A 25,998-nucleotide genomic window follows, 5' to 3' on the forward strand; every position below is an offset into this window, starting at 1 on the left:
TGGGGGCGGCACGGCCAATCGGGGACGAGTGGCCCGGCCGACCCCCGGACGGCCCGGCCCGTGACACCTGCTTCACACTATGAAAAATCAGCCCTTACCAAGATCATCGACGGCGGCGTACGCTGGCGCGGAGGGCGTCCCCCCGGACGGTGCGGGAAAGAGGCGACATGACGGAGCGGCTCCCCCTGTTCCCGCTGGGCACCGTGCTGTTCCCGGGCCTGGTGCTGCCGCTGCACCTGTTCGAGGAGCGGTACCGGCTGCTCATCGGCGACCTGCTCGAACGGCCCGAGCCGCGCGGCTTCGGCGTGGTCGGCATCGAGCTCGGCCACGAGGTCGGGCAGGACGCGGCGCGCCGCCTCGCCGGCGTCGGCTGCCTGGCCGAGCTGCGCGAGGCCAGGCGGCACCCCGACGGCCGCTACGACATCGTCACCACCGGGACGCGCCGCTTCCGGGTCAAGGAGCTGGACCGGTCCCGCCCCTACCTGCAGGGCGAGGTGGAGTTCCTCCCCGAGGAGCCGGGCGCCGATCCCGGCCCCGCCGCCCGGCGCGTGCGGCGGCTGTTCCGGCTCTACCGGGAGCGGCTGTCGGCCGCCGGAGCCGGCACGGCCGGCGACGCGGAGCTGCCGGACGACCCCGTCGCCCTGTCCTACCTGATCGCCGCGGCGGTCGTCCTCGACGGGCACGAGAAGCAGCGGCTGCTGGAGTGCGAGGACGCCGCGCTGCGGCTGGCGGCCGAGCGCGACCTGCTGGCCCGGGAGAACCGGATCCTGGACGAGCTGCCGATGATCCCCGCCGGCCAGTTCCTGGACGGCTCGTTCACCCTGAACTGACGCGGCGCCGAAGATCACGGCAGACTGGACCCCATGAGCAGGCGGGCAGGGGTGAGCAAGGCCGGCGGCAAGGGCACGCCCGCCACGGTCGCGGCGGCCAAGGCCGGCATCGAGTTCACGCTGCATCCCTACGAGCCCGACCCGGACGCCGAGTCCTACGGCGCGGCGGCGGCCGACGCGCTCGGCGTCCCGCACGACCAGGTCTTCAAGACGCTGCTGGCGGAGGTGGACGGGCGGCTGACCGTCGGCGTCGTCCCGGTGTCGGGGTCACTGGACCTGAAGGCGCTGGCCGCGGCGGCGGGCGGCAAGAAGGCGGTGATGGCCCACCCGCGCGACGCCGAGCGCGCCACCGGCTACGTGGTCGGCGGGATCAGCCCGCTCGGGCAGCGCCGCCGGCTGCCGACGGTGATCGACGCGTCGGTGTCAGCGCTCGGGACCGTCTACGTCTCGGCCGGTCGGCGCGGACTCCAGATCGAGCTCGTCCCCGCCGACCTCGTCGCCCTCACCGGCGCCACCGTCGCCGCGATCGCCCGGGGGTAGCCGGCGGAACACCACCTCCAGCAGGCCGTACGCGGCGACCGCGACCAGCGGCCAGGCCATCAGCACGCCCTTGGCGCGCAGGTCGGCGACGCCCTTGACGGTGGCGCCGTCGCGGCCGTGCCGGACGACGTCCTGGAAAGGGCCGAGCCCGATCAGGTGGCCGGTCTTCCAGGCGAGCAGGGACGCGGCGACGCCGCCGGCGGCCAGGCCGAGCAGCAGCGCGACGTCGTTGCGGCGGCCGCCCGCCAGGTACGCGGCGATGCCGCACAGCAGCCCGGCGGAGAGGGCGATCAGCGCGAACCGGCCGTCCACCCCGATCGGCCCCTCGCCTTCCGGATCGGCGACCAGCGCCTCACCCTGGACGATCACATAGGTCACCTTGGGGATCGTGTTTCCCCACAGCAGCCCCGCGAGCGGCCCGAGCAGCGTCACGATGGCGGTGGTGACCAGCCAGGTCGTCAACTGCCTCCCGGTCGGTCGCCGCACTGCGTACGCTCCTAGGTGGAAGTGTCCTCTGACAGCGAAAGCCTAGCCTGCCCAGGTCAGCCGATCGACAATCGAAGGGTGCCCGGCTCCCGTTGTGATTCACACCCGCGACCGCCCCGGCTACTGGGATAATGTGCCCGACATGTCCGGATTCAGTCCCGCGTTCGAACGCCTCGGCGCCGCCCTGGCGGCCGTCGTCCTGCAGCAGCAGGAGACGCTCGCCGAGTTCCTCCCGCGCGAGGACTGGAGCGCCGACCTCACCGCCCGCACCTACGCCAGCGGCGGCGTCACCGTCCGCGTCTCGCTGCTCGGCTCCTACGCCGCGCGCGAGCGCACCTGGCTGTGGGGATGGGCCAACCCGCAGTTCGGCGAGGCCCATCCGGCGGTCGTCCCGACCCTGGTGATCCGCGCCCTCGGCGAGCGGCTCGGCATCACCGAGTTCACCACCCCCGAGGTCGACCTGTCCTGGTACGACGGCCCGGCCGGGCACGGCGGCGAGCTGATCGCGATGGCCGCGGGCGGGGTGCTGCGCGGCGCCGGCTACATCGGCGCCGGCTACGACGGCGGCTCGGCCTACCTGCACGTGGACGACCCGCAGGTGCCGCCCGCCGGCTGGGACCCGATCCCCGTCCCCCGGCTCCTCACGGGCGCGGCCGGCCTGTTCCCGCGCGAGCCCCGGCTCACGCTCGCGGGCCTGCTGTCGCACCACCGCGTCGCCTACCGGCAGACCGACGAGGTGACCGAGATGCGGCTGCCCGGCGGCGGCACCGCCCGCGCGCTCTTCGACGGCCTCGGCCGCTTCGTCGACTGGCAGGCCGACCTCATGCCCGCGGCCCCGGCCGCCGCCCGCGGCCGGCACCGCGACGTCCCGGTGTCGTCCGCCGCGACCGACCGATAACCGAGCCGGCGACGCCGCCGGTTCCGGCCCCGGCGGCGCTCCCTGCCGCTAACTGCGGCGCGCGGCCCTCAGCCGAGGCAGGACGGGCCGAGGAGCTGCTTCAGGTCGCCCATCAGCGCCGGGGACGGGGCGACGCGCAGCCGGTCGTCCAGCCGGACGACCGTGGTGCGCGGCCCGTTCTGCAGGTGCAGGTGCACCTCCGACGAGCCCGGGTGGGTGATCAGGACCTCCTTCAGCCGCGACACGGTCGGCGGCGTGCAGCGGCCGAGCGGCAGCGTCACCGCCAGCGGACCGGTCCCCTCGGTGACGGTCAGGTCCGGCTGGGTGACCTCCATCGCGATGATCTTCGCGACGTCCTCGCGGCGGTCCAGCTTCCCCTTGACGATGAGGATCGCGTCCTCGGCGAGCAGCGTGGAGCACAGCTGGTACGACGACGGGAAGCACAGCACCTCGATGGAGCCGGCGAGGTCCTCCAGCTGGAACATGGCCCACGAGTTGCCCTGCTTGGTGACCTTGCGCTGCAGGCCGGACAGCAGCCCCGCGATGATCACGATCTGCCCGTCCGGCCGCTCGCCCTCGTTCAGCGCCGCGATGGTGCAGTCGGCCTCGCGCTCCAGGATGTGCTCGACCCCCAGCAGCGGGTGGTCGGAGACGTACAGGCCGAGCATCTCCCGCTCGAAGGCCAGCAGCGTGGTCTTGTCCCACTCCTCGCCCTCGGGGATGACGACGGCGAAGGCGTCCTCGCCGCCGTCGTCCTCCAGCGCGCCGAACAGCGAGTCCTGCCCGACGGCCTCCTTGCGCTTGATGTCGATGACCGAGTCGATCGCCTGCTCGTGCACCATCAGCAGCGCCTTGCGCTCGTGCCCGAGCTCGTCGAACGCGCCCGCCTTGATCAGCGACTCCACGACCCGCTTGTTGCACACCTGCGACGGGACCTTGCTGAGGAAGTCGTTGAAGTCGGTGTAGGCGCCCTTCTCCTTGCGGGCCGCGACGATCCCGTCCACCACGTTGTGGCCGACGTTGCGGACCGCCGACAGGCCGAACCGGATCTCGGCGTCGCCGAGCGGGGTGAAGTCGGCCTCGGAGGTGTTGACGTCCGGCGGCAGGACCTTCAGCCCCATCCGGCGGCACTCCGACAGGTAGAGGGCGCTCTTGTCCTTGTCGTCGCCGACGGACGTCAGCAGGCCCGCCATGTACTCGGCCGGGTAGTTCGCCTTGAGGTAGGCGGTCCAGTAGGAGACCAGGCCGTACGCGGCGGAGTGCGCCTTGTTGAACGCGTAGTCGGAGAACGGGACCAGGATGTCCCACAGCGTCTTGACGGCCTCCTTGGAGAAGCCGTTGTCGATCATCCCCTGCTCGAAGCCGACGAACTGGGCGTCCAGCTCGGCCTTCTTCTTCTTGCCCATGACGCGGCGGAGCAGGTCCGCCTTGCCGAGCGTGTAGCCCGCCACCTTCTGCGCGATCGCCATGACCTGCTCCTGGTAGACGATCAGGCCGTAGGTCGTGTCGAGGATCTCCCTGAGCGGCTCCTCCAGCTCCGGATGGATCGGGGTGATCTCCTGCTGGCCGTTCTTGCGCAGCGCGTAGTTGGTGTGCGAGTTCGCGCCCATCGGGCCGGGCCGGTACAGGGCGCCGACGGCGGAGATGTCCTCGAAGTTGTCCGGCTTCATCAGCCGCAGCAGCGAGCGCATCGGGCCGCCGTCGAACTGGAACACCCCGAGCGTGTCGCCGCGGGCGAGCAGGTCGTAGGTCGGCTGGTCGTCCAGCGGCAGTTCGAGCAGGTTGACGTCGACGCCCTTGTTCTTCTTGATCCCCTTGAGCGCGTCGTCGATGATCGTCAGGTTCCGCAGGCCCAGGAAGTCCATCTTCAGCAGGCCGAGCGTCTCGCAGGTCGGGTAGTCGAACTGCGTGATGATCGCGCCGTCGGCGTCCCGGCGCATGATCGGCACGTGGTCGGTGATCGTCTCACCGGACATGATGATCCCGGCGGCGTGCACGCCGGTCTGCCGGATCAGCCCCTCCAGGCCCTGCGCCAGATCCATGATCTGCTTGACGTCGGTCTCTTCCTCGTACAGCTTGCGCAGCTCGCCGGCCTCGCCGTAGCGGGGGTGCTTGTCGTCGAAGATGCCCGACAGCGGGATGTCCTTGCCCATGACGGCGGGCGGGAACGCCTTGGAGATCCGGTCGCCCAGCGCGTACGGGAAGCCGAGGACGCGGCCGGCGTCCTTGATGGCGGCCTTCGCCTTGATGGTGCCGAACGTCGCGATGAAGGAGACCTTGTCGGCGCCCCACTTCTCCGTCGTGTACTTGATGACCTCGGCGCGCCGGTCTTCAGGGAAGTCGATGTCGATGTCGGGCATGGACGCGCGCTCGGGGTTCAGGAACCGCTCGAAGATCAGCCCGTGCGGGATCGGGTCGAGGTCGGTGATGCCCATCGCGTAGGCGATCAGCGAGCCCGCCGCGGACCCTCGCCCCGGCCCGACCAGGATGCCGTTCTGCTTGGCCCACATGATGAAGTCGGCGACGACGAGGAAGTAGGACGGGTACCCCTTGCCGAGGATGACGCCCATCTCGTACTCGGCCTGCTCCTTGTACCCGTCGGGCAGGCCGTCCGGGAAGCGCCGCTCCAGGCCCGCCCAGACCTCCTTGCGGAACCAGCTCTCCTCCGTCTCGCCCTCGGGGACGGGGAAGCGGGGGCTGAGGTCGCGGTGCTCGAACATCCCCGCCGGATCGACCCTCTCCGCGATGAGCAGGGTGTTCCGGCAGCCCTCCAGCCAGGCGTCCGAGCCGTCGATGCCGCGCATCTCGTCGGGGGTCTTGAGGTAGTAGCCGCTGCCGTTGAACCGGAACCGGTCGGGGTCGGCGAGCTGCTTGCCCACCTGGACGCAGAGGAGCGCGTCGTGCGCGGTGGCCTCGGACTCGTGGGTGTAGTGCGAGTCGTTGGTCACCACCGGGGGGATGTTGAGCTTCTTACCGATGTCGAGCAGGCCCTGGCGGACGTTGCGCTCGATGTCGAGGCCGTGGTCCATCAGCTCGAGGAAGTAGTTGTCCTTGCCGAGGATGTCCTGGAAGGTCGCGGCGGCCTTGAGCGCCTCGTCGAACTGGCCGAGCCGCAGCCGGGTCTGGATCTTGCCGGACGGGCAGCCGGTCGTGCCCATCACGCCCTCGGCGTGCTCGGCGAGCAGCTCCTCGTCCATGCGGGCGTACTTGAAGACGAAGCCCTCGGTGTAGGCGCGGCTGGACAGCTTGAACATGTTGTGCAGCCCGGCCTTGTTGCGCGCCCACAGCGTCATGTGGTTGATCAGGCCGCCGCCGGAGACGTCGTCGCGCTTCTGGCTCGGCTCGCCCCACTGCACCTTCTTCTTGTGAAAGCGCGACTCGGGGGCCATATAGGCCTCGCAGTTGTGCAGGATGAAATCCGAGACGTAGGAGTTGTCCTCCTCCACCTCGAAGTTGAAGACCTCGCACTCGAGTTCGACGGCTTCCACGCCCAGAATGGGACGGTACAGGTAGTCGTCATCCTCGATCGTCCGCGAGTACGCGCGCTCCGGGTTGTAGGAGACGTGGTACCAGCGGTAGTCGCGATCGGTCCGCCCTTGAGGGAAGTTTCCCTTCTCCACACCGCTGGACACCGTGCTCCAGTGTCCGCGATCGGCGAGGAGCGCCCGCACTCCCCAGGCCAGCGAGCGAGAGGCGACCTTGATGTCGCGCCGGCGCGCGGTGTTGGAGACCGCCGCCGCGGATCTGCCGTCGCCGTCGAGAAAGCCGTCGATGAAGCCCTCGCGGACCTCGGCCGGGCCGTTGAGAACGCAGTCCGGGACCCGCTTGCCGCGCGCGCTGCGGCCCACGAGTTCCGCCAGGACGAAGGCCAGCGGCACGCAGCACGCCCTGATCTCCTGGGACCCCTTCTCCGGCCGGGGGTACGTCTGCGCCTGAATGCCGAACCGGTCGAGCAGGCCGCGCCAGCGATTCCCGAGCGCCTCCTCGTCCTGGTTGAGCGTGAGCCCGATTCCGCCGGTCAGCTCGCCGTCCCGTATCTGCAGGTGTCCCTCGGCCGCGTACAGACCGAGCAGGTACCCGAAGTCGCGGTCCAGTTCGATCCGGGCCGGCAACGCGGGCCACGAGTGGTCCGCGCGGTGTTCGGACCGGTAGGACCGCCGGAGACCACCGGCCGGGTCCTCGGTGAAACCGCCGGGCAGCAGCGGCAGGATGTCGAGCGTCCGCTGCTCGGCCGCGAGCTTGGGCAGGCACGCCCAGGAGTTCCATGCGTGGACGCCGCCCTTGGCGGTGCGCCGCCCGGCCGTGATGTCACCGGGCTTCTTCCAGTCCACCAGGCCGTCCGGCGTGCGGACGAGGACCGGATGCTCCTCGGTCAGGGTCAGGGTCCGCCCGTACCGGCCCGCCAGTTCGATCGTGAACGCACGGCCGGAGTAGGGGCGGCGCATCGTCCGCAGCACGCGGCGGAAGCGTCCCCGGTGGGTCAGGACGAGATCGCCCTCCCGGACGTCCTCCACGTTCTTGACGCCCTCGGCGGTGAGGATCTCCTGGCCGGCCAGCAGGCAGCCGATGATCGGAGTGACGTCGGCGGCGGTGGCGTGCTTCCAGAACTCGTAGGCGCCGTGCATGTTGCCGTGGTCGGTCATCGCGATCGCCGGCATCTTCTGCCGCCCGACCTCCTCGAACATCTGCTTCAACCGGGCGGCCCCGTCCAGCATGGAGTACTCGGTATGAACATGCAGGTGAACGAAAGAGTCGGCCATGCCCGCTGCGCCTCCTGATGCTCGCATGCGACCGCCCACGTGCATGGGCCGCACGTGGGCGCGTTATGGGTCCCGGGGGAAGATCGCCGTCCCGGCGGGGTCGCCGGGATGACGCGGTCCTGAGAGCCTAACCCCGTCCGGGGGGCGCCCGCTCCCCGACTCGCCCACCGCCCCGCACGTCACGGCGGGCACCCGGGGGAACACCCGTCGCACCCGCTCGGACCGTCTCACGACGCGAGACGGGTGTCCGGGATTTGACGGGGCACCGGCGTCCCGCCGTATTTTCCATGGACGCGGCCCCGGGCACGGACCCCCTGCGCGGTGCGGCCGCCGCGAGAGAGGGAGAGACCGACATGCACGACCAGGTCATCGACGCCACCGGCGGCGCCCCCGAGCCGTCCTGCCCCGCCTGCGGCCCGGCCGGCGCGGCCGCCCCGGTGCTCCGCGTGTCGCTGCCGTCCGTCGAGGACCTCGGCACGGTCGCGGAGGCGCGGGCGGCGATCGACGGGCTGGACGCGGCGCTGGCCGTCCTGCTGGAGCGCCGCGCCGCCGTCGCCGCCCTCGTGCAGCGGCTCAAGCCCGTCGGCGGGTTCGCGGGCCGCAACCCCGACCGGGAGCGCGAGATCGTCGACGCGATGGCCGGGCACGCCCCCTCGCTCGGCCGCGACCACCTCGCCCGGATCATGAACGCGGTGATCGAGGCGGGCCTGGACGCCGCCGGCCGCTGACCGGCGGCGCCCGGGCGGCCGGTCAGGACTCGGCGGAGACGATCTCCAGGGCGTGCGCCAGGTCGTCGGGGTACGGGCTCTCGAACTCCACCCAGTCGCCCCGCGTCGGGTGCTCGAAGCCCAGCCGGGCGGCGTGCAGCCACTGCCGCCGCAGGCCGAGCCGCTCCGCGAGGGTCGGGTCGGCGCCGTAGGCCATGTCGCCCACGCACGGATGCCGGATCGCCGACATGTGCACGCGGATCTGGTGGGTGCGGCCGGTCTCGAGGTCGATGTCCAGCAGCGTGGCCGCGCGGAACGCCTCCACGGTGTCGTAGTGCGTCACCGACGGCTTGCCGCCCGCCACGACCGCGAACCGGCCGTCGCCGGACGGGTGCCGGTCGATCGGCGCGTCCACCGTCCCGCGGAACGGGTCGGGATGGCCCTGCACGAGCGCCCGGTAGCGCTTGTCGATGCGGCGCTCCTTGAACGCCCGCTTGAGCCGCGAGTAGGCGACCTCGCTCTTGGCCACCGCCATCGCGCCGGTGGTGTTGGCGTCCAGCCGGTGGACGATCCCCTGCCGCTCGGACGCGCCGCTGGTGGCGATCGTGTGCCCGGCGCCGAGCAGGCCGCCGAGGACGGTCGGGCCCGTCCAGCCGGTGGTGGGGTGCGCGGCGACGCCGATCGGCTTGTTCACCACGACGATGTCGTCGTCCTCGTACAGGATGCCCATGCCGGCGACGGGCTCGGCGACCGGCGCGGGCGGCGCCGGCGGGGGCGGCAGCGTCACCTCCAGCCAGGCGCCCGCGTGCAGCCGCTCGGACTTGGTCGCCACCTCCTGGCCGTCCAGCAGGACGTCGCCCGCGGCGATGATGTCGGCGGCGCCGCCCCGCGACACCCCGAACAGCCGGGCGAGCGCGGCGTCGACCCGCTCGCCCTCCAGGCCGTCCGGCACGTGGAGGCTGCGGACCTCGCCCGTCACGGCTTCTCCTCCCGCGCCGGGACCTCGCCGTTCCCGGCGGCGGGCCCGGCGTCCGGGCCGGGCGCCGGGGCGGTGGCCGTCTCGTCCCGCGCGGGCGGGGCGGGCGGCCCGTCCTCGGCGGAGGGGGCGTCCGGTTCCCCGGCGCCACCGTCCCCGTCCCCGTCCTCGGCGTCCTTGCCGGACAGGCGCGTCCCGTCGATCTGGAGGCCGCGGGCCGCCAGCACGACGGCCAGGACGCCGCCGCAGACGATCGCCGAGTCCGCCAGGTTGAACACCGGGTAGTGCGGGAACTCGATCCAGTCGACGACGTGGCCCTTCAGCGGGGCCGGGGCCCGGAACAGCCGGTCGAGCAGGTTGCCGATCGCGCCGCCGAGCAGCAGCCCCAGGCAGACCGCCCAGGGCAGGCTGCGCAGGTTGCGGGCGGTGCGCAGGATCGCCACCACCACACCGCAGGCGATCACGGTGAAGACGATCGTGTAGCCGGTGCCGATCGAGAACGCGGCGCCGCTGTTGCGGGTCTCGCGCAGCGTCAGCAGCCCGCCGAGCAGCCGGACGGGCGCCCGGTCGTGCAGCGTGGCCACCACGACGGTCTTGGACACGATGTCGGCGGCGAGCGCGGCCAGGGCCACGGCGATCAGCACGCCGACGCGGCGCGGCCGGGGAGATCCCGTGGATTCCCCGGCCCCGCCGTCAGGGTTCGTTGGGTCGCTCAGCGACGTTCCTCGCGTTGTTTGCATGTCACACACAGGGTCGCACGCGGGAAGACCTGAAGGCGCGCCTTGCCGATCGGCGTAGCGCACGACTCGCAGATCCCGTACGTGCCGGCTTCCATTCGCTGGACGGCCCGCTCCATCTGTGCGAGCAGGTCCCGTGAATTGTATGCCAGTGCGAGCTCGTGTTCGCGCTCGTAGGTCTTGGCGCCCACGTCCGCCTGGTCGTCGCCGGCCCCCTCGCTGGTGTCGCCCTCCGCGATCTGCACCGCGGACGCCGTGATCTCCCGGTGCAGCGCGGCGATCTGCTCCTCCAGGCCGGCCCGCACCTCGGCCAGCTCCGCGGCCGTCCAGTGGCCCTCGCCCGCGCGGACCGGCAGTTCCGCGGCCCTCGCCGCGGCGGCCTTGGCCGTGCCCGCCTTGGGCGCGTCCGGCTCGGTCTCGCTCGGCCGGGTCCCGCTCGGACGGGTCTCCTCCAGCCCGGTCTCCTCCGGCTTGGCCGCGGATTTGGCGGTGCCGCGCTTCGCGGCGGGCTTGGCCGGCTTCGCCGAGGGCGCCTTCGCCGCGGGCTGCCGCCCGCTCCGGCCCTTCTTGCCGGCCGGTCCCGTCTTGCCGGAGGACCCCGTCTTACCCGAGGGCCCCTTCTTGGTGGAGGGGGCAGAGGGCACCGCGCTCTTTCCCGCGCCGGCCATGGTGGCCTCCTCGGCACTGATCGCCTCGACAGGCAGTGCGGGCAGCATAAGTCCCCTTTCACGGGCCGTGTAAACACCCTGGTTCGGTTACCGACCGCTTATGCCCGTGGCCCGCTCACAAGGAAACTCCAGGAAACCGCAGAAGATCGCAAAGGAGCCGCCCCGCCGGGGCGCGGCCCCCGGCGGGGTTCGGCGGGCCGGTAAACGGGAAGAGGCGGAGGGCGCGGTGCGTTAGAGTCGGGGCAGCAGTCTTGTCGGCAGGCCGTGAAGGGGACACCTGCCGCCGCACGCAGCCATGAGCGACCCGGGGACGGTGCGAGCCCGGGGGCGAGCCCGGCGGTCTGATCACCCCGGAGCCGCCGGAAGAACCGTCCCGGGCGTCCCCCGCCCGCGGGCCCAGTAGACCCGGCAGCCGAGACTCGAAACGAAGCGGATCGCGAACGTCCGGAACGCCGGGCGGCGCGGTCAAGGAGGGTGGTACCGCGGGTCCTCGCTCGGCCGGTCCGGGCAGGCGGCTCGTCCCTCCGGTCCACGTGCACGAGTCACACGTCGATCCGGAGGTCCGCCCCAGTGAGTCGTAGTTTCCGGCCGCTGCCCGCGCAGGTCGATCTGCCCGCCATGGAGCGGGACATGCTGCGCCGCTGGCAGGAGCGCAAGGTCTTCGAGCGGTCCCTGGAGCGCACCGCGTCCGGGACCCCCTGGGTCTTCTACGAGGGCCCGCCCACCGCGAACGGCATGCCCGGCGTCCACCACGTCGAGGCCCGCGTGTTCAAGGACATCTTCCCGCGCTTCAAGACGATGAAGGGCTACCACGTCCCCCGCAAGGCCGGCTGGGACTGCCACGGCCTGCCCGTCGAGGTCGCCGTGGAGAAGGAGCTCGGCCTCACCGGCAAGAAGGACATCGAGGAGTACGGCGTCGCGGAGTTCAACGACCGCTGCCGCGAATCGGTCCTGCGCCATGTGGACGCGTTCGAAGAGATGACCGAGCGCATGGGCTACTGGGTCAACACCGACCAGGCGTACCGGACCATGGACCCCGACTACGTCGAGGCCGTGTGGTGGTCGCTGAAGCAGGTCTTCGACAAGGGCCTGCTGTTCCGCGACTTCCGCATCACCCCGTACTGCCCGCGCTGCGGCACCGGCCTGTCCGACCACGAGCTGGGGCAGCCCGGCGGGTACGAGACGGTGTCGAGCCCGTCGGTGTACGTGCGGATGCCCGTCACGTCGGGCCCGCTCGCCGACATGGGCGCCGCGCTGCTGATCTGGACGACGACGCCGTGGACGCTGGTGTCCAACACCGCCGTGGCCGTCCACCCGGACGTCACCTACGTCGCCGCCCGTCCCGCCGGGTCGGACGAGATCCTCGTGGTGGCGGAGCCGCTCGTGGACCAGGTCCTCGGTGAGGGCGCCGAGCGCCTCGCGACCTACCAGGGCCGCGAGCTGGAGCGCACCGCCTACAAGCGGCCGTTCGAGCTGGTCGACATCCCCGACGCGCACTACGTCGTGCTGGGCGACTACGTGACCGTCGAGGACGGCACCGGGCTCGTCCACCAGGCGCCCGCGTTCGGCGCGGACGACATGACCGTCTGCAAGAACTACGGCATGCCGATCGTCAACCCGATCGGCCCGGACGGCCGGTTCCTGCGCGAGGTGCCGCTCGTCGGGAACAAGTTCTTCAAGGACGCCGACGAGCCGCTCACCGACGACCTGCGCGCGCGCGGGCTGCTGTACCGCGGCGGCCACTTCGAGCACAGCTACCCGCACTGCTGGCGCTGCCACACGCCGCTCCTGTACTACGCGCTCCCCGCCTGGTACATCCGCACCACCCAGATCAAGGACCGGCTGCTCGAGGAGAACGAGAAGACGAACTGGTTCCCCGAGACCGTCAAGACGGGCCGGTACGGCGAGTGGCTGCGCAACAACGTCGACTGGTCGCTGTCCCGCAGCCGCTACTGGGGCACGCCCCTGCCGCTGTGGGTGTGCGATGACGACGAGAACCACATCACCTGCGTCGGCTCCCTCAAGGAGCTGGGCGAGCTCGCCGGCAGCGACATGTCCGGCCTCGACCCGCACCGCCCCTACGTGGACGACGTCGCGTTCCCGTGCCCGCAGTGCGGCACCGAGGCCCGCCGCGTCCCCGACGTCATCGACGCCTGGTACGACTCCGGCTCCATGCCCTTCGCCCAGTGGGGCGCACCGCACCGCAACAACGACGTCTTCGAGAACACCTACCCCGCCCAGTACATCTGCGAGGCGCAGGACCAGACCCGCGGCTGGTTCTACTCCCTCATGGCGGTCGGGACGCTGGTGTTCGACCGGTCGTCCTACGAGAACGTCCTGTGCCTCGGCCTCATCCTCGCCGAGGACGGCCGCAAGATGAGCAAGCACCTCGGGAACGTCCTGCGGCCCATCCCGCTGATGGACCAGCACGGCGCCGACGCGGTGCGCTGGTTCATGCTCGCCAACGGCCTGCCGTGGGCGTCCCGCCGGGTCGGCGACCCCGCGCTGGAGGAGATCGTCCGGAAGGTCCTGCTGACCTACTGGAACACGGCGTCGTTCTTCGTCCTGTACGCGAACGCCGCGCAGGCCCAGGGCAAGGCCTGGACGCCGGACCGGCTCGGCGAGGCGCCCGCGCCCGCCGACCGCCCGCTGCTGGACCGCTGGGCGCTCGCCGAACTGCACCGCACCGTCCGCGAGGTGGACGCCTCGCTCGAGCAGTTCGACACCTCCCGCGCCGGCCGCCGCCTCGCCGAGTTCGTCGACGACCTGTCCAACTGGTACGTCCGGCGGTCCCGGCGCCGCTTCTGGGAGGGCCCCGAGACGCCCGAGGGCGCCTCGGCGTTCGCGACGCTCTACGAGTGCCTGGAGACCCTCACCCGGCTGATGGCGCCGATGGTCCCGTTCATCACCGACCACGTGTGGGACGTCATCCGGCCCGAGGACGGCCCCGAGTCGGTGCACCTCGCCGACTGGCCCGCGGTGAACGAGGACCTCCTCGACGCCGACCTCACCGCCCAGATGGCCCTCGTGCGGCGGCTGGTGGAGCTCGGCCGGTCCGCGCGCGCCGCCAGCGGCGTCCGCACCCGCCAGCCCCTCGGCCGCGCCCTCGTCGGCGCCCCCGGCTGGACGGCGCTGCCCGGGCAGCTGCGCGCGCAGATCGCCGAGGAGCTGAACGTCCAGGCGTTCGAGGAGCTGTCCTCCATCGGCGGCGACCTCGTCGAGTACGAGGTCAAGCCGAACTTCCGGGAGCTCGGCAAGCGGTACGCCAAGGACACCCCGAAGGTCGCCAAGGCCGTCACCTCCGCCGACCCGGCCGCGCTCGTCCACGCGCTGCGCGACACCGGCGCCGCCGAGGTCGACGCCGAGGGCGTCGGCGCGGTCGCCCTGTCCCCCGGCGACGTCGTCGTCACCGAGCGGCCGCACAGCGGCTGGGCCGTCGAGAGCGCCGCGGGCGAGACCATCGCCCTCGACCTCACCGTCACCGCCGAACTGCGCCGCGCCGGGCTCGTCCGAGAGGCCGTCCGGCTCGTCCAGGAGGCCCGCAAGGCCGCCGGCCTGGACGTCACCGACCGGATCGAGCTGTGGTGGCAGGCCGCCGGCGACGACCTCGCCGAGGCGCTGCGCGCGCACGGCGGCGAGGTCGGCGCCGAGGTCCTCGCCACCTCCGTCACCGAAGGCCGCCCCGACGGCCTGCAGGCCGGCCGGGACGACGAACTCGGCCTCAGCTACTGGCTCCGCAAGGCTCAGTAGCCCAGGGGGGCGACCCCCTGGAACCCCCGTCACGCTCGACAGGCCGTTTCCCGCTCACGCGAAACGGCCTGTCGAGTGGCGGGTCGGGTTTCTCGCGACACATCGCGTTCGGGATGCCGCGTTTGCGATGATGGTCGGGTGAACCTTCCCGAGCAGCCCTCCGAGCCCGACTCCCCGGCGCGCATGCGCGCATCGGACGCCGACCGCGACCAGGTCGCCGACCGTCTGCGCGAGGCCCTCGCGGAGGGGCGCATCACGCCGGAGGAGCACGCCGAGCGCATCGACGCCGTCTACCGGGCCAAGACCTACGCCGACCTCGAACCGCTCCTCGCCGACCTGCCGTCCGAGCAGGCGCCGCTCCCCAAGGTCCGGCTCCACAAGGACCAGGCGCCGCTGCCGCCGCCCGCCTCCCAGTCGGCCAACCTGGTGGCGATCTTCAGCGGCGTCACCCGCAAGGGGCGCTGGCTGGTCGAGCCGACCACCAACGTCTCCTGCGTGCTCGGCGGCGTCGAGCTGGACTTCCGGCAGGCCGTCCTCAGCCAGGGCGAGGTCACCGTCAACATCAGCTGCCTGCTCGGCGGCGTCGAGATCACGGTGCCGCCGGGCGTCCGCGTGACGAGCTCGGTCGCCTCCGTGCTCGCCGGCACCGAGCTGCCCGACGACGACGTCATCGACCCCGAGGCGCCGGTCATCAGGCTGACCGGGATGAGCATCCTCGGCGGGATCAACGTGAGCCGCCGCGAGATCGGCGAGGGCCGCTCCCGGCGCGACCGGCACCGGGAACGCCACCGGCGGCACCTGGACCGGATCGAGGAGCGCCACGAGCACATCCTGGAGCGGCACACCGACATGCACCGCCGCCGGGACGAGCGCCGCGAACGCCTCCGCGAACTACGCGACGAACGCCGCCGCCACCGCTGAAGCCATACGGCCGAGTGGAGATCCCGGAGTCACCCGGCGCGGGAAGCCCGCCCGCATCGACCCGAAGCCGGGCACGGCGGCCGACGCGCACCCGCGAGGCCCACGCGTCCTAAGCCCGGCCCCCGGCGACCTCAGCGTTGCGATCGCGTGCGAAGCCGGATTCGAGCGAAGCGAGAATCCGATCGCGCAGCGAGCCCCCAGGGCGAGTCGAAGCGATGCAGCGATCGCCGCATTGCCCGCCGAAGGAAGGCGCCCCAGCGCCTGACGCCAAGGGCGATGCAAACTACCTCGCGTGTTCGCGGTCGGGTTGGCAGACCAGGCACGGTGTGCAGCCGCGTGCCTTGGCGTCGGCGCGCGACAGCGACTCCAGGTCGTCCGCCTCGTCGCCGATGTCCTCGATCAGGGCGCAGTCGGTGCGGTGGTAGCGCTTGGTGCCGCTGAGGATGCGGACCTGCGGGCCGTCGTCGCCCTCCGGGGCGGCCTCCTCCGGCTCGTCCTCGTCCTCGTCGGCGGACGTCTCGGCGGGCGTCTCGTCGAGGGGGGACTCGGCGGGCGGGGCCGGTTCCGGGACGGACTCGTCGTCGGCGTCGCGGGGACGCGGGGCGACCGCGTCGCCCAGGTTCAGCGGGTCGGGCCCGAGGTCGACGGTGACGTCGGGGGACGGCGCGGAAGCGGCCTCGGCGGAGCGTTCCCGCGCGGGCTCGTCCTCTGGTTCGTGGCCGGCCGCGGCGGTCTCGAACGGCTCGTCCGCGGGCTCCTCGGCCCGTTCCCGCGCGGGCGCCGGGCCGGCGACGGGGATGTCCGTCAGCGTCGGCCCGGCGGGGCTCCGGAAGGGGGCGGGAGCGTCCTCGGGCTCGGGGTCGGCGGGCGAGGACGACCAGGCGGACGGCACGCGGCCGGCCGCCGGGTTCTCGCGGTCGCCGGCCGGGCGGCCGTGTTCCGGCTCGTCCCGCTCCGGGCCGCGCGCGATCTCCGCGGTGCGGTCGAACGGGGTGGGCGAGGAGTGCGGGCCGGCGGGCGCGGGCCTGGCCAGCCCGGCGAGGCCGGCCCGGCCGGTCTCCGGAGCGGCGGTGGAGCGGTCCGTGCCGGGCTTGGTGAGGTCGGGGCCGTCCACGACCGTCCTGCCGGGGCCGGGTGACCCGGGGCCCGACGCCGCGGCGCGCGCCGCCAGTGCGGTGTCGGGCAGGCAGGCGGTGCAGGGGCTGAACCCCTCCTCCATGGCCTCGGCGTAGGTGAGCTCCTCGGTGTCGCGTCCGGCGAGCTGCCGGCACGTGTCGAGGTGGTAGCGCTTGCGGCCGCGCACGACGAACACCAGCGCGTCGTCGGGCACGTCGACGGGCTGGACGGGGATCTCCACCTCGTCGTCGGGCTGGGCGGGGGCGTCCGGCGCGGGCCGGGGCGCCGCGGGGGCGCCCAGCGTGCTCTTGGCCGCGGGGACCGGCGGAGCCGGCCGCGGGCGCTTGGCCTTCCTGCCCTTCCTGGCCGGAGCGGCGGGAGTCCCGGTGCCGAAGAGCTCCTTGCGGCGCAGGAACACCCCGATGGCCAGGCACAGCGCGGAGACGATGCTGACGGCGATCGAAATGTAGATCACCACCAGCGCGTCCAGGCCGAAGACCTGGGCGCTGTCTCCGTTGCCGGCGACGATTCCCGCAACCAGCAGGGCGATCGCCGCCACCACGAGAACGCCACTCAGGATGATCACAGGGTCTCTCCCCCTCGTTCGGACCGCTCGGCTCCGGGCCGCCCTTCAGGCCCAGGTGTCACGCCGACGCCGCCGGGACGGCGGCGATGCCATCCTCGGCGCGGCGATCGGAACGACACTATCGCCTGCGGTGCCCGGGTCAGCGCCTCTCGTGCGGCGGGTTGTCGCCACCGCCGGAGTGGAACGCGCCGGTCGCCGAGTGCTGCACCTGCTGGGTGTGCTCGGCGGGCGAGGGGAAGGTCGGCCCGGCGGGGTTGGAGCCGGCTCCGCCGTTGCGGTTCTCACCGTGCGGCAGCGCGTTCTGCGGGCCCGTCTGCGGCCCGGCCTGCGGCGCGGACGGCTGCGGGCCGGGGGGCTGCGCCACCGACGGCGCCGCGCCGGGGACGGCGGCGAACGCGCCGGTCTCGGTGCTGCCGGCCTCCAGGTCGCGCAGCTGGCCCTCCAGGTAGACCTTCAGGCGGCTGCGGTACTCGCGTTCGAAGGCGCGCAGGTTGTCGACCTCGCGCTCGAGCTCCTCGCGCTGCTGCACGAGCGAGCCCATGACCTGGCGGTGCCGCTCCTGGGCGTCGCGGTCGAGGGCCTCGGCGCGGGAGCGGGCCTCGCTGACGATCTGGTCGGCCTGCCGGCGGGCCTTGCCGAGGATCTCCTCGGCCTCGCGGCGGGCGCGGCCGAGCGTCTCGTCGGCCTCCCGGCGGGCGTCGGCGATCGCCTGGTCGGCGGTCTGCTGCGCCAGCGCGAGCACGCGCGCGGCGGTGTCCATGTTGTCCTCGCCGGTGGGCGCGGGCGCCATGCCGAGGCCGCCGAGGGGGACGGGCTCCGGCTCGGGCTGCGGCTGCGGCTCCGGGCGAGGGGGCTCCGGGATCTTCTGAACGTCGGGCTTGGGCTCCACGATGGGGGCGGCCATGGCGGGAACCTTGCCGCGCAGGCACTCGGCGAGCTTGGCCCGCAGCTCCTCGTTCTCCTGGATGAGGCGGTCGAGCTCGGCCTCGACCTCGTCGAGGAAGGCGTCCACCTCCTCCTCGTCGTACCCCGGCCTCAGCCTGGTGGTACTGAACTGCTTGTTCCGCACATCGGCGGGTGTCAGCGGCATGTTCGTCTCCTTGGCGCGCTTGGAGTCTGTCCCAAAGGACGGTATCCGATCAGAGCCTCTGCACGAAGATGATCAAGACCCAGACCACAAGGATGAGGAAGGTGAAACTGAGGTCCAGCGCCACGTTACCCAGCCGTATGGGAGGGATGAAACGCCTCAGCAGCTTCAGCGGCGGATCGGTGACGGTGTAGGTCGCCTCGGCGATCACGAGCACCACCCCTCTGGGACGCCACTGCCTGGCGAACGACTGCAGCACCTCCAGGATCAGCCTGCCGATCAGGAACAGCAGGAAGATGTACAGGAGGTACGTCAGCACCTGTCCAACGATGTTCACGGACACTCTCGCATGTGGCTGTCAGCTTTGGTTGAAGAACCCTCGTTCTGCCATCCGGGCCTTGTCCTCCGCGGTCACCTCCACGTTGGCCGGTGAGAGGAGGAACACCTTGTTCGTAACACGCTCGATGCTCCCGTGCAGGCCGAACACGAGACCCGCCGCGAAGTCGACCAGACGCTTGGCGTCGCTGTCGACCATCTCGGTCAGATTCATGATCACCGGTGTGCCCTCACGGAAGTGCTCCCCGATGGTCCTCGCCTCGTTGTAGGTCCTAGGGTGCAGCGTAGTGATGCGCGCAAGGTCGGTGGTACCGGACTCGTAGAGCGCCACGGAGCGTCGCTCCGGCGGTGACACGGCGTGATGATCGCGATCCCGGTCCGCGGGCTCTTCGGCTCGGGTATGCTGACCGCCGGATTCGTCCTCGCGGCGCCGCCCCTGACCGGGGTCGGTCTCGTCGTCGTAGGGCTCGTAGTCGTACTCGTCGCCGTACTTCTCGTCGTAGCGGTCGTCCTCCACCAGGCCGAGGTAGACCGCCATCTTGCGCATCGCGCTGGCCATACGCCCCTCCGTGTCCTGTGGCCGCGGCACCCGGCGCCTCCGGCGCCGCTGGACCGATCCGTCTACGTGGCCCGCGTTCCGGCAGGTACCACTCCCGGGACATTACCTGACGATTGCCCGTCGGCCGCCGAGCAACGCCGTACCGATCCGCAGGTGTGTCGCGCCGCACGCGATCGCCTGCTCCAGATCACCGCTCATGCCCGCTGAGACGACCCGGGCATGCGGATGGTTCCGCCGCATCTCCCCCGCGACCACCGCGAGCCGCTCGAAGGCGGGCAGCGGGTCGGCGCCGAGCGGCGCGACGGCCATCACCCCGCCGAGCTCCAGCGCCTCGGCCGCCGCGATCTCGTCGGCGAGGCCCGGGACCTCGGCCGGGGCCGCGCCGCCGCGGTGCTCGGCCTCCTCCAGCGAGACCTGGACGAGGCAGCGCAGCGTCCGGCCGGCCCGGGCGGCGGCGTCCGACAGCGCGGCGACCAGCCGGGACCGGTCGACGGAGTGGACGACATCGGCGTACCCGGCGACGGCGCGGGCCTTGTTGGTCTGCAGCCGGCCGACGAAGTGCCAGGTGAGCGGCAGGTCGGCGCACTCGGCCGCCTTCGGCCGCGCCTCCTGGTCGCGGTTCTCGCCGACCTCGGTGAGACCGAGTCCGGCCAGCAGCCGCACGTCGGAGGCGGGGAAGGTCTTGGTCACCGCGATCAGGGTGAGCTCCGCCGGGTCGCGCCCGGCGGCGGCGCAGGCGGCGGCGATCCGGCCGCGGACCCGCGCCAGCGCCTCGGCCAGTTCCGCGCGCCGCTCGTCCGGGCCCGGGCCGCCGCTCGGCTCGCCGGCGGTCACGCGTCACCGCGCGGGCGGTCGTCGTCGTGGAGCCAGACGAACCCGGCGAAGCGGCCGGTGCGGCCGTCGCGGCGGTAGGAGAACAGGGTGGAGGTCTCGATGGTGCAGCGGGGGTCGACGCGGACGTCGTCCACGCCGCTCGCGGCGAGCTGGGCGGCGATGCCGGCGCGGATGTCGAGGCCGGGGGTGCCCTCGGACGTCGTCGCGTACGCGGCGGGCACCACGGCGGCGACCTCGTCGCGCATCTCCGCGGGCACCTCGTAGCAGCCGCCGCAGGCGGCGGGGCCGATCGCGGCGCGGATCCGGGCGGGGTCGGCGCCGCGCTCGCACATCGCCTTCACCAGCGCGGGGACGACGCCGGCGGCGGTGCCGGGGCGGCCGGAGTGGGCGGCGCCGGCGACGCCGGCGGCGGGGTCGGCCAGCAGGACGGGAGCGCAGTCGGCGACCAGGACCGCCAGGACCAGGCCGGGGACGGTGGTGAGGACCGCGTCGACGGGGCCGTGGTCGCCGGGGGCGGTGACGAACGCGGTGTCGGCGCCGTGCACCTGCCGCATCCAGACGGTGCGGCCGGGCTCGACGCCGAGGGCGGCGGCGGCGCGCCGCCGGTTGGCGGTGACGGCGGCCGGGTCGTCGCCGACGGCGCCGCCGAGGTTGAGGGAGTCGTAGGGGGCCGTGCTCACGCCGCCGGGGCGCCCGGTGAAGGCGGCGCCGACGCCGTCGCCCAGGGCGACGGTGGTGATCACTTCAGGAAGTCGGGCACGTCGAGGTCGTCGTCCTCCTCGAACACCACCCGGCGCGACGAGCGCTGCCCGGTGGGGGCGGGACCGCGGTCGTTCTCGCCGGCGTGCACCCGGGACGGGGACCCGTCGGCGGACGGGCGGGGCGCGGGGGCGCGCGAGCCGGACTCGCCGGAGCCCTGGTCGCGGTCGCCGGGCTGCGGCGCCTGCTGGGACGCCGGCTGCTGCTCGGCGCGGGCCGGCTCGCCGCGGGTCTGCTCGCCGGGAGGCGATCCGCCCCGGCCGGCGGCGCGGTCGTCGCCGGCCGACCCGGCGGGCCGGTCGGCCTCGGACCGCGGCGCGGGCGCCGGGACCGGCGCCGCGAGGGGCTGCGCCTGCTGGCCCTGCTGCGCGGCGGCGGCCTGCGCGACCGACTGCGCCGGCGCGGACTGCTGGGGGGCGCCGTCGGAGCGCCCGACCCGGCTCGGGATCGGGTTGGCCGGCGCCGGCGGCGCGGCGGGCGGCGGCACCGGGCGGGGCGGCGGCGCGACCCGCTTGGCCTCCGGCTCGGGGGCCGGCTTGGCGGGCCGCCCCTCGTCGAAGCCGGCGGCGATCACGGTGACCCGCACCTCGTCGCCGAGCGCGTCGTCGATGACCGCGCCGAAGATGATGTTGGCGTCCGGGGCGGCCGCGTTCGAGACCAGCTGCGCCGCCTCGTTGATCTCGAACAGGCCGAGGTCGGAGCCGCCGGAGATGGACAGCAGCACGCCGTGCGCGCCGTCGATGCTGGCCTCCAGCAGCGGGCTGGAGATCGCCATCTCGGCGGCGGCCACGCTGCGGTCGTCGCCGCGCGCCGAGCCGATGCCCATCAGCGCCGAGCCGGCGCCGGACATCACGGACTTGACGTCGGCGAAGTCGAGGTTGATCAGGCCCGGCGTGGTGATCAGGTCGGTGATGCCCTGGACACCGGACAGGAGCACCTGGTCGGCGGCCTTGAACGCGTCCAGCACGCTGACCTGCCGGTCGGAGATCGACAGCAGCCGGTCGTTGGGGATCACGATGAGGGTGTCGACCTCGTCGCGCAGCGTCTCGATGCCCGCCTCGGCCTGCATGGCGCGGCGCTTGCCCTCGAAGCTGAACGGGCGGGTGACCACGCCGATCGTCAGGGCGCCGAGCGAGCGGGCGATGTTGGCGACCACCGGCGCGCCGCCGGTGCCGGTGCCGCCGCCCTCGCCGGCGGTGACGAAGACCATGTCGGCGCCCTTGAGGACCTCCTCGATCTCCTCCCGGTGGTCCTCGGCGGCCTTGCGGCCGACGTCCGGGTTCGCCCCGGCGCCGAGGCCCCGGGTGAGCTCGCGGCCCACGTCCAGCTTCACGTCGGCGTCACTCATCAGCAGCGCCTGGGCGTCCGTGTTGATCGCGATGAACTCGACGCCCTTGAGTCCCTCCTCGATCATCCGGTTGACGGCGTTGACGCCGCCGCCGCCGATGCCGACGACCTTGATGACCGCGAGGTAGTTCTGCGGTGCTGCCACGACGAGGGGCCTTTCCGCTCGCTCTATCCGACCCGCCGGTCCGGTCTGCCGACCGTCCGCCGCGGAGTTTCCTGACCTGTGTGCATTTCCGGCGCGAGCCGGGGGCGGAACCGATCGCCGATCCGAGCCACCCTCAACCCTCACCCTCAACTTGAGGCTTACAGTTATGTCAACCTGAGGACTGATACGGACAGTAGGGCGGCCTTACCGCCAGGGTCAACTAACCTCCCCCGAACTCCACCGGCGTGTCGCACTGGGCACGGGTTTGCCCTGGTTGGCGACGGACGTGTCCGCCGCCTGCCGCTCAGTGCACCGCCGCCCGCCCTCCGGTCCGTCCAGGCCGGCCGAACTCCGGCCGACCGTTCCAGCGTGCCCCATCGGCCGCCCGGAATCGCCCCGACACACGCACCGGACTCGAACGGCTTGACATTCGCCCGCCGGCCCGGTGCTCCCCCGGCGCTTTCCCGAGCGGTCGCCCGGGGGCCACACCGCCTGCCTCACCGAGTGATGAGGACCTCCGGCGAGCTGACGTCGACGCTGTGCAAAGACCGTCCGGCCGCGGTGCGCTCCAGGGACTCCAGTAGCCTGATCTTCTCGCCGGCGCGCTCCGCCGGCCCCCACGTCACCGTCGGGCCGCCCCTGAGGTGCAGCTTCACCGACTCCGGGTCGGCCGCCTCGACCTGCGTGACCCGGCCGCGCAACGGTTCGGGCAGGCCGGTCAGCACCTTGAGGGCCGCGAGCGTCGCCGGATCGGACGGGCCGGCCGAGGCGACGGCGAGCTCCGGGAGCCCCGCCGGGCGGGACGCCCCGTCCGCCACGGTCACCCCGTGCCGGTCGACGCGCTCGTAGCGTCCGCCGCGCTCCAGCGTCGCCACCGGGACGCGCTCGTGGACGACGATCCGGACCGTCGCGGGCCAGTCCCGCCGGACCTCGGCGGACTCCACCTCGCGGAGCCGCTCCACCCGCGCCCGGATCTCGCCGGTGTCCAGCCGGGCCATCGGGACGCCGAGCCGGATCCCGGCGGCGGCGGCGATCCGGTCGCGCGGCGCCAGCGCGGCGCCGCTCACCTCCACGTGCCGCACCACCAGCAGCTTCGACCCCAGCAGCACCCAGCCGACGGCGCCCAGCACGGCGACCAGCAGGAGAGCGACGAAGATCACTTTCCAGCGGCCCGGGCGGGTCCGCGCCGCGGCGGTCTCCGGTCCGGCCGCCGGGTCCTCGAGCCCGGTCTCCCGTTGGTCCGTCCGCGCCTCGGTCATGACCCCAGCTTGACAGTGATCGGCGCGCGGGCCGCCGATCCCGGGGGCGGCGGCGTGTCCCGGCGGCCCGGGAGCGCCACCGCGCTCAGCGGGACGCGAGCCGCTCCAGGATCACCGGGCCGAGCGCCGTCACGTCGCCCGCGCCCAGCGTGATCACGACGTCGCCGGGCCGCGCCAGCCCGGCCACCAGGCCCGGGACCTCGTCGCGGACGGGCGCGTAGACGGTCTCGGTGCCGGCGGGGACGGCGTCGGCGACGAGCGCGCCCGTCACGCCGGGCTCGGGGTCCTCGCGGGCGCCGTAGACGTCGAGCACGACGGCGACGTCGGCCAGGCCGAGCGCGGCGCCGAACTCGGCGGCGAAGAACCGGGTGCGGCTGTACAGGTGCGGCTGGAACACCGCGACGATCCGGCCCGCCTCCTGCTTCTCCCCCAGGTAGTCGCGGGTGGCGTCCAGGTCGGCGGTCAGCTCGGTCGGGTGGTGGGCGTAGCTGTCGAACACCTCGGTGCCGCCCGCCGCGCCCTTGCGCTCCAGCCGCCGCATCGCGCCGCCGAACGCCGCCAGCCCCTCGCGCACGGCCGCGTCGTCCATGCCCAGCGCCTGCGCCACCGCGACGACGGCGGCGGCGTTGAGCGCGTTGTGCCGCCCCGGGACGGCGAGCGCCACCTCGCCGACGCCCTCGACCGTGAACCGGGAGCCGAGGCCGCGCGGGGTGAACCCGGTGACCCGCAGGTCGGCGCCCTCCGCCTCGCCGTACGTCCGGACGGTCAGCCCGCGCGCCCGCGCCCGCTCCGCCAGCTCCATCGCGACGGGGTCGTCGGCGCCGGCGACGAGCGTGCCGCCCGGCTCGACCCGGTCGACGAACCGGGCGAAGTTCTCCTTCACCATGTCGAAGCCGCCGTAGTTGTCGAGGTGGTCGGCCTCGACGTTGGTGACGACCGCGATGTGCGGGGTGTACATGAGGAACGAGCCGTCGCTCTCGTCGGCCTCGGCGACGAACACGTCGCCGGTGCCCTCGTCGGCGCCGAGCCCGGTGGTGACCAGCTGCCCGCCGATGCAGTAGGACGGGTCGGCGCCCGCGTGCTGCAGCGCGACCGTCAGCATCGACGTCGTGGTCGTCTTGCCGTGCGTGCCGGCGACGGCGACGGCGCGCCGCCCGGCCATCAGCGAGGCGAGCGCCGCCGAGCGGTGCAGCACCCGCAGCCCGCGCTCGCGGGCGGCGACCAGCTCGGGGTTGGCCTCGCGGATCGCGGTGGACACCACGACGGTGTCGGCGTCGCCGACGTGCGCGGCGTCGTGCCCGACGAACACCTTCGCGCCGAGGTCGCCGAGCTGGCCGAGCAGCTCGGAGTCGCGCGCGTCGCTGCCGGACACGGCGATGCCGCGCCGCAGCATGATCCGGGCGATGCCGGACATGCCGGCGCCGCCGATGGCGATGAAGTGGACCCGGCCGAGCTCGCCGGCCGGGACCACCTCGCACGGGTCGATCAGGCTCATCGGGCGGCGCCCGCGGCGCGGACCACGTCGTAGACCATCCGGGCCAGCGCGACGTCGGCGTCCCGGCGGCCCATCCGCCCGGCCGCCTCGGACATGTGCGCGACCCGTCCCGGGTCGGCCAGCACCGGCAGCAGGTTGCGGGCGATCCAGTCGGGTGACAGCTCGGCGTTGTCGACCAGCATCCCGCCGCCGGCCGCGACGATCGGCTCGGCGTTCAGCCGCTGCTCGCCGTTGCCGATCGGCAGCGGCACGTACACCGCGGGCAGCGCGACCGCCGCCAGCTCGGCGCAGGTCATCGCGCCCGCGCGGCACATCGCCATGTCGGCGGCGGCGTAGGCGAGGTCCATCCGGTCGCAGTACGGGATGGTGACGTACTGCGGGCCGCCCTGCACCGGTTCGGGCTCCTCGGTGTTCTTCGGCCCGACGATGTGCAGCACCTGGATGCCGGCCTGCCGGAAGTAGGGGGCGGCGGCCACCGCGGCCTGGTTGAGGGAGCGGGCGCCCTGCGACCCGCCGAAGATCAGCAGGGTGGGCAGGTCGGGCAGCAGGCCGAAGTAGGAGCGGGCCTTGTCGCCCATCGCGAGCCGGTCCAGCGCGGCGATCTCGCGGCGCAGCGGGATCCCGACGAAGGTGGCGTTCGGCAGCGGCGAGTCCTGGTGGGAGACCGCGACGTGGTCGGTGAAGCGGGCGCCGAGCTTGTTGGCCAGGCCCGGCTTGGGGTTGGCCTCGTGCACGATGATCGGCACCTTGCGCTTGCGCGCGGCCAGGTAGCCGGGGGTCGCGACGTAGCCGCCGAACCCGACCAGGACGTCGGCGCGGGCCTGGTCGAGGACGTTCGCCGCCGCGTTGATCGCGCCGCGCAGCCGGCCCGGGACCGACAGCAGCTGGGGGGTCAGCGTGCGCGGCAGCGGGACCGGCGGGATCAGCGCGAGCTCGTAGCCGCGCTGCGGCACCAGCCGGGTCTCCAGGCCCCGTTCGGTGCCCAGGCAGACGATCCCGGTATTGGGGTCGTTGCGGCGCAGCGCGTCGGCGAGAGCCAGTGCGGGCTCGATGTGTCCGGCGGTGCCGCCGCCGGCCAGGACAACCCTCATGCTCGTTGACAACTCCTCAGCGTGTTCGACGTGTCGGGTGCCGCCCGCTCGCGTGCCGCCGGTCCCGCACTCGGCGCGTGCGGGGCCGCGGACGCCGGGTCGCCGGCACCC

At 73.2% G+C, this 25,998-nt stretch carries 21 protein-coding genes; 6 read left to right on the top strand and 15 right to left on the bottom strand.

Translation table 11 applies throughout. The features are described 5' to 3' along the window. The first annotated feature begins 167 nt into the window (after nt 1-167). Both ACA514_RS20380 and ybaK read left to right on the top strand, forming a co-directional pair. The gene (locus tag ACA514_RS20380) at nt 168-830 is read left to right on the top strand and encodes an LON peptidase substrate-binding domain-containing protein (protein ID WP_375042764.1); all 663 of its coding nucleotides are present in this window, start codon (nt 168-170) and stop codon (nt 828-830) included. A 33-nt stretch (nt 831-863) separates the two neighbouring features. Then, nucleotides 864-1,370, top strand: a complete 507-nt coding sequence (gene ybaK / locus ACA514_RS20385) for a Cys-tRNA(Pro) deacylase (protein WP_375042765.1) — start codon at nt 864-866, stop codon at nt 1,368-1,370. Here ybaK and ACA514_RS20390 read toward each other — a convergent pair. After that, on the bottom strand, nt 1,254-1,856 hold the full coding sequence (locus ACA514_RS20390) for a hypothetical protein (protein ID WP_375042766.1): 603 nt from the start codon (nt 1,854-1,856) through the stop codon (nt 1,254-1,256). The genes ybaK and ACA514_RS20390 overlap by 117 nt on opposite strands. Before the next feature lie 142 nt (nt 1,857-1,998). Here ACA514_RS20390 and ACA514_RS20395 point away from each other — a divergent pair, with 142 nt between their 5' ends. Then, a complete protein-coding gene (locus ACA514_RS20395; protein WP_375042767.1) occupies nt 1,999-2,754 on the top strand; it encodes a DUF6882 domain-containing protein in 756 nt (251 codons plus the stop codon). Between the two features lie 68 nt (nt 2,755-2,822). Here the strand turns inward: ACA514_RS20395 and dnaE are convergent, their stop codons facing one another. Beyond that, nucleotides 2,823-7,514, bottom strand: coding sequence for a DNA polymerase III subunit alpha (dnaE, locus tag ACA514_RS20400; RefSeq protein ID WP_375042768.1), 4,692 nt, complete (start codon nt 7,512-7,514; stop codon nt 2,823-2,825). A 353-nt stretch (nt 7,515-7,867) separates the two neighbouring features. Between dnaE and ACA514_RS20405 the strand changes: the two genes are divergently transcribed. Next, nucleotides 7,868-8,242 carry a chorismate mutase gene (locus ACA514_RS20405; protein WP_375042769.1) on the top strand — a complete coding sequence of 125 codons (375 nt, stop codon included), beginning with the start codon at nt 7,868-7,870 and terminating at the stop codon, nt 8,240-8,242. Nucleotides 8,243-8,264: 22 nt separating this feature from the next. Here the strand turns inward: ACA514_RS20405 and ACA514_RS20410 are convergent, their stop codons facing one another. The 3 genes from ACA514_RS20410 to ACA514_RS20420 all read right to left on the bottom strand — a co-directional run bounded on the left by ACA514_RS20410 (nt 8,265) and on the right by ACA514_RS20420 (nt 10,290). Further along, a complete protein-coding gene (locus ACA514_RS20410) occupies nt 8,265-9,200 on the bottom strand; it encodes an RluA family pseudouridine synthase (RefSeq protein ID WP_375042770.1) in 936 nt (311 codons plus the stop codon). Then, nucleotides 9,197-9,841 carry a signal peptidase II gene (gene lspA / locus ACA514_RS20415; protein ID WP_375042771.1) on the bottom strand — a complete coding sequence of 215 codons (645 nt, stop codon included), beginning with the start codon at nt 9,839-9,841 and terminating at the stop codon, nt 9,197-9,199. The genes ACA514_RS20410 and lspA overlap by 4 nt, the downstream gene beginning before the upstream one ends. Nucleotides 9,842-9,909: 68 nt before the next feature. Then, complete coding sequence (locus ACA514_RS20420; RefSeq protein ID WP_375042881.1) at nt 9,910-10,290, bottom strand: TraR/DksA family transcriptional regulator; 381 nt, start codon at nt 10,288-10,290, stop codon at nt 9,910-9,912. A gap of 882 nt (nt 10,291-11,172) precedes the next feature. Between ACA514_RS20420 and ileS the strand changes: the two genes are divergently transcribed. Both ileS and ACA514_RS20430 read left to right on the top strand, forming a co-directional pair. Continuing rightward, entirely contained in the window at nt 11,173-14,352 is a 3,180-nt protein-coding gene (ileS, locus tag ACA514_RS20425) for an isoleucine--tRNA ligase (RefSeq protein ID WP_375042772.1), read from the top strand. 138 nt (nt 14,353-14,490) lie between these two features. After that, nucleotides 14,491-15,273, top strand: a complete 783-nt coding sequence (locus ACA514_RS20430) for a DUF1707 domain-containing protein (protein WP_375042773.1) — start codon at nt 14,491-14,493, stop codon at nt 15,271-15,273. Nucleotides 15,274-15,556: 283 nt separating this feature from the next. On the opposite strand, the gene ACA514_RS20435 is transcribed toward ACA514_RS20430, so the two are convergent. From ACA514_RS20435 to murG, 10 genes are all read right to left on the bottom strand, one after another. Next, on the bottom strand, nt 15,557-16,975 hold the full coding sequence (locus ACA514_RS20435; protein ID WP_375042774.1) for a hypothetical protein: 1,419 nt from the start codon (nt 16,973-16,975) through the stop codon (nt 15,557-15,559). Between the two features lie 139 nt (nt 16,976-17,114). After that, on the bottom strand, nt 17,115-18,065 hold the full coding sequence (locus ACA514_RS20440) for a DivIVA domain-containing protein (RefSeq protein WP_375042775.1): 951 nt from the start codon (nt 18,063-18,065) through the stop codon (nt 17,115-17,117). A 49-nt stretch (nt 18,066-18,114) separates the two neighbouring features. After that, a complete protein-coding gene (locus ACA514_RS20445; RefSeq protein ID WP_375042776.1) occupies nt 18,115-18,399 on the bottom strand; it encodes a YggT family protein in 285 nt (94 codons plus the stop codon). Nucleotides 18,400-18,420: 21 nt separating this feature from the next. After that, complete coding sequence (locus ACA514_RS20450; RefSeq protein ID WP_375042777.1) at nt 18,421-18,957, bottom strand: cell division protein SepF; 537 nt, start codon at nt 18,955-18,957, stop codon at nt 18,421-18,423. A gap of 102 nt (nt 18,958-19,059) precedes the next feature. Next, nucleotides 19,060-19,791, bottom strand: a complete 732-nt coding sequence (locus ACA514_RS20455; protein ID WP_375042778.1) for a YggS family pyridoxal phosphate-dependent enzyme — start codon at nt 19,789-19,791, stop codon at nt 19,060-19,062. After that, nucleotides 19,788-20,534, bottom strand: a complete 747-nt coding sequence (gene pgeF / locus ACA514_RS20460) for a peptidoglycan editing factor PgeF (protein WP_375042779.1) — start codon at nt 20,532-20,534, stop codon at nt 19,788-19,790. The genes ACA514_RS20455 and pgeF overlap by 4 nt, the downstream gene beginning before the upstream one ends. Next, nucleotides 20,531-22,042: a cell division protein FtsZ gene (gene ftsZ, locus ACA514_RS20465; protein ID WP_375042780.1), complete on the bottom strand. Its 1,512-nt coding sequence runs from the start codon at nt 22,040-22,042 to the stop codon at nt 20,531-20,533. Before ftsZ ends, pgeF begins: the two co-directional genes overlap by 4 nt. 497 nt (nt 22,043-22,539) lie before the next feature. Next, nucleotides 22,540-23,301, bottom strand: a complete 762-nt coding sequence (locus ACA514_RS20470; RefSeq protein ID WP_375042781.1) for a cell division protein FtsQ/DivIB — start codon at nt 23,299-23,301, stop codon at nt 22,540-22,542. An 85-nt stretch (nt 23,302-23,386) separates the two neighbouring features. Beyond that, nucleotides 23,387-24,796 carry a UDP-N-acetylmuramate--L-alanine ligase gene (gene murC, locus ACA514_RS20475; protein WP_375042782.1) on the bottom strand — a complete coding sequence of 470 codons (1,410 nt, stop codon included), beginning with the start codon at nt 24,794-24,796 and terminating at the stop codon, nt 23,387-23,389. Next, nucleotides 24,793-25,887: an undecaprenyldiphospho-muramoylpentapeptide beta-N-acetylglucosaminyltransferase gene (murG, locus tag ACA514_RS20480; RefSeq protein ID WP_344283916.1), complete on the bottom strand. Its 1,095-nt coding sequence runs from the start codon at nt 25,885-25,887 to the stop codon at nt 24,793-24,795. Before murG ends, murC begins: the two co-directional genes overlap by 4 nt. Between the last annotated feature and the right edge of the window lie 111 nt (nt 25,888-25,998).

Source organism: Actinomadura sp. NTSP31, from assembly GCF_041951385.1.
In the GTDB taxonomy this organism is placed as follows: domain Bacteria; phylum Actinomycetota; class Actinomycetes; order Streptosporangiales; family Streptosporangiaceae; genus Spirillospora; species Spirillospora napierensis.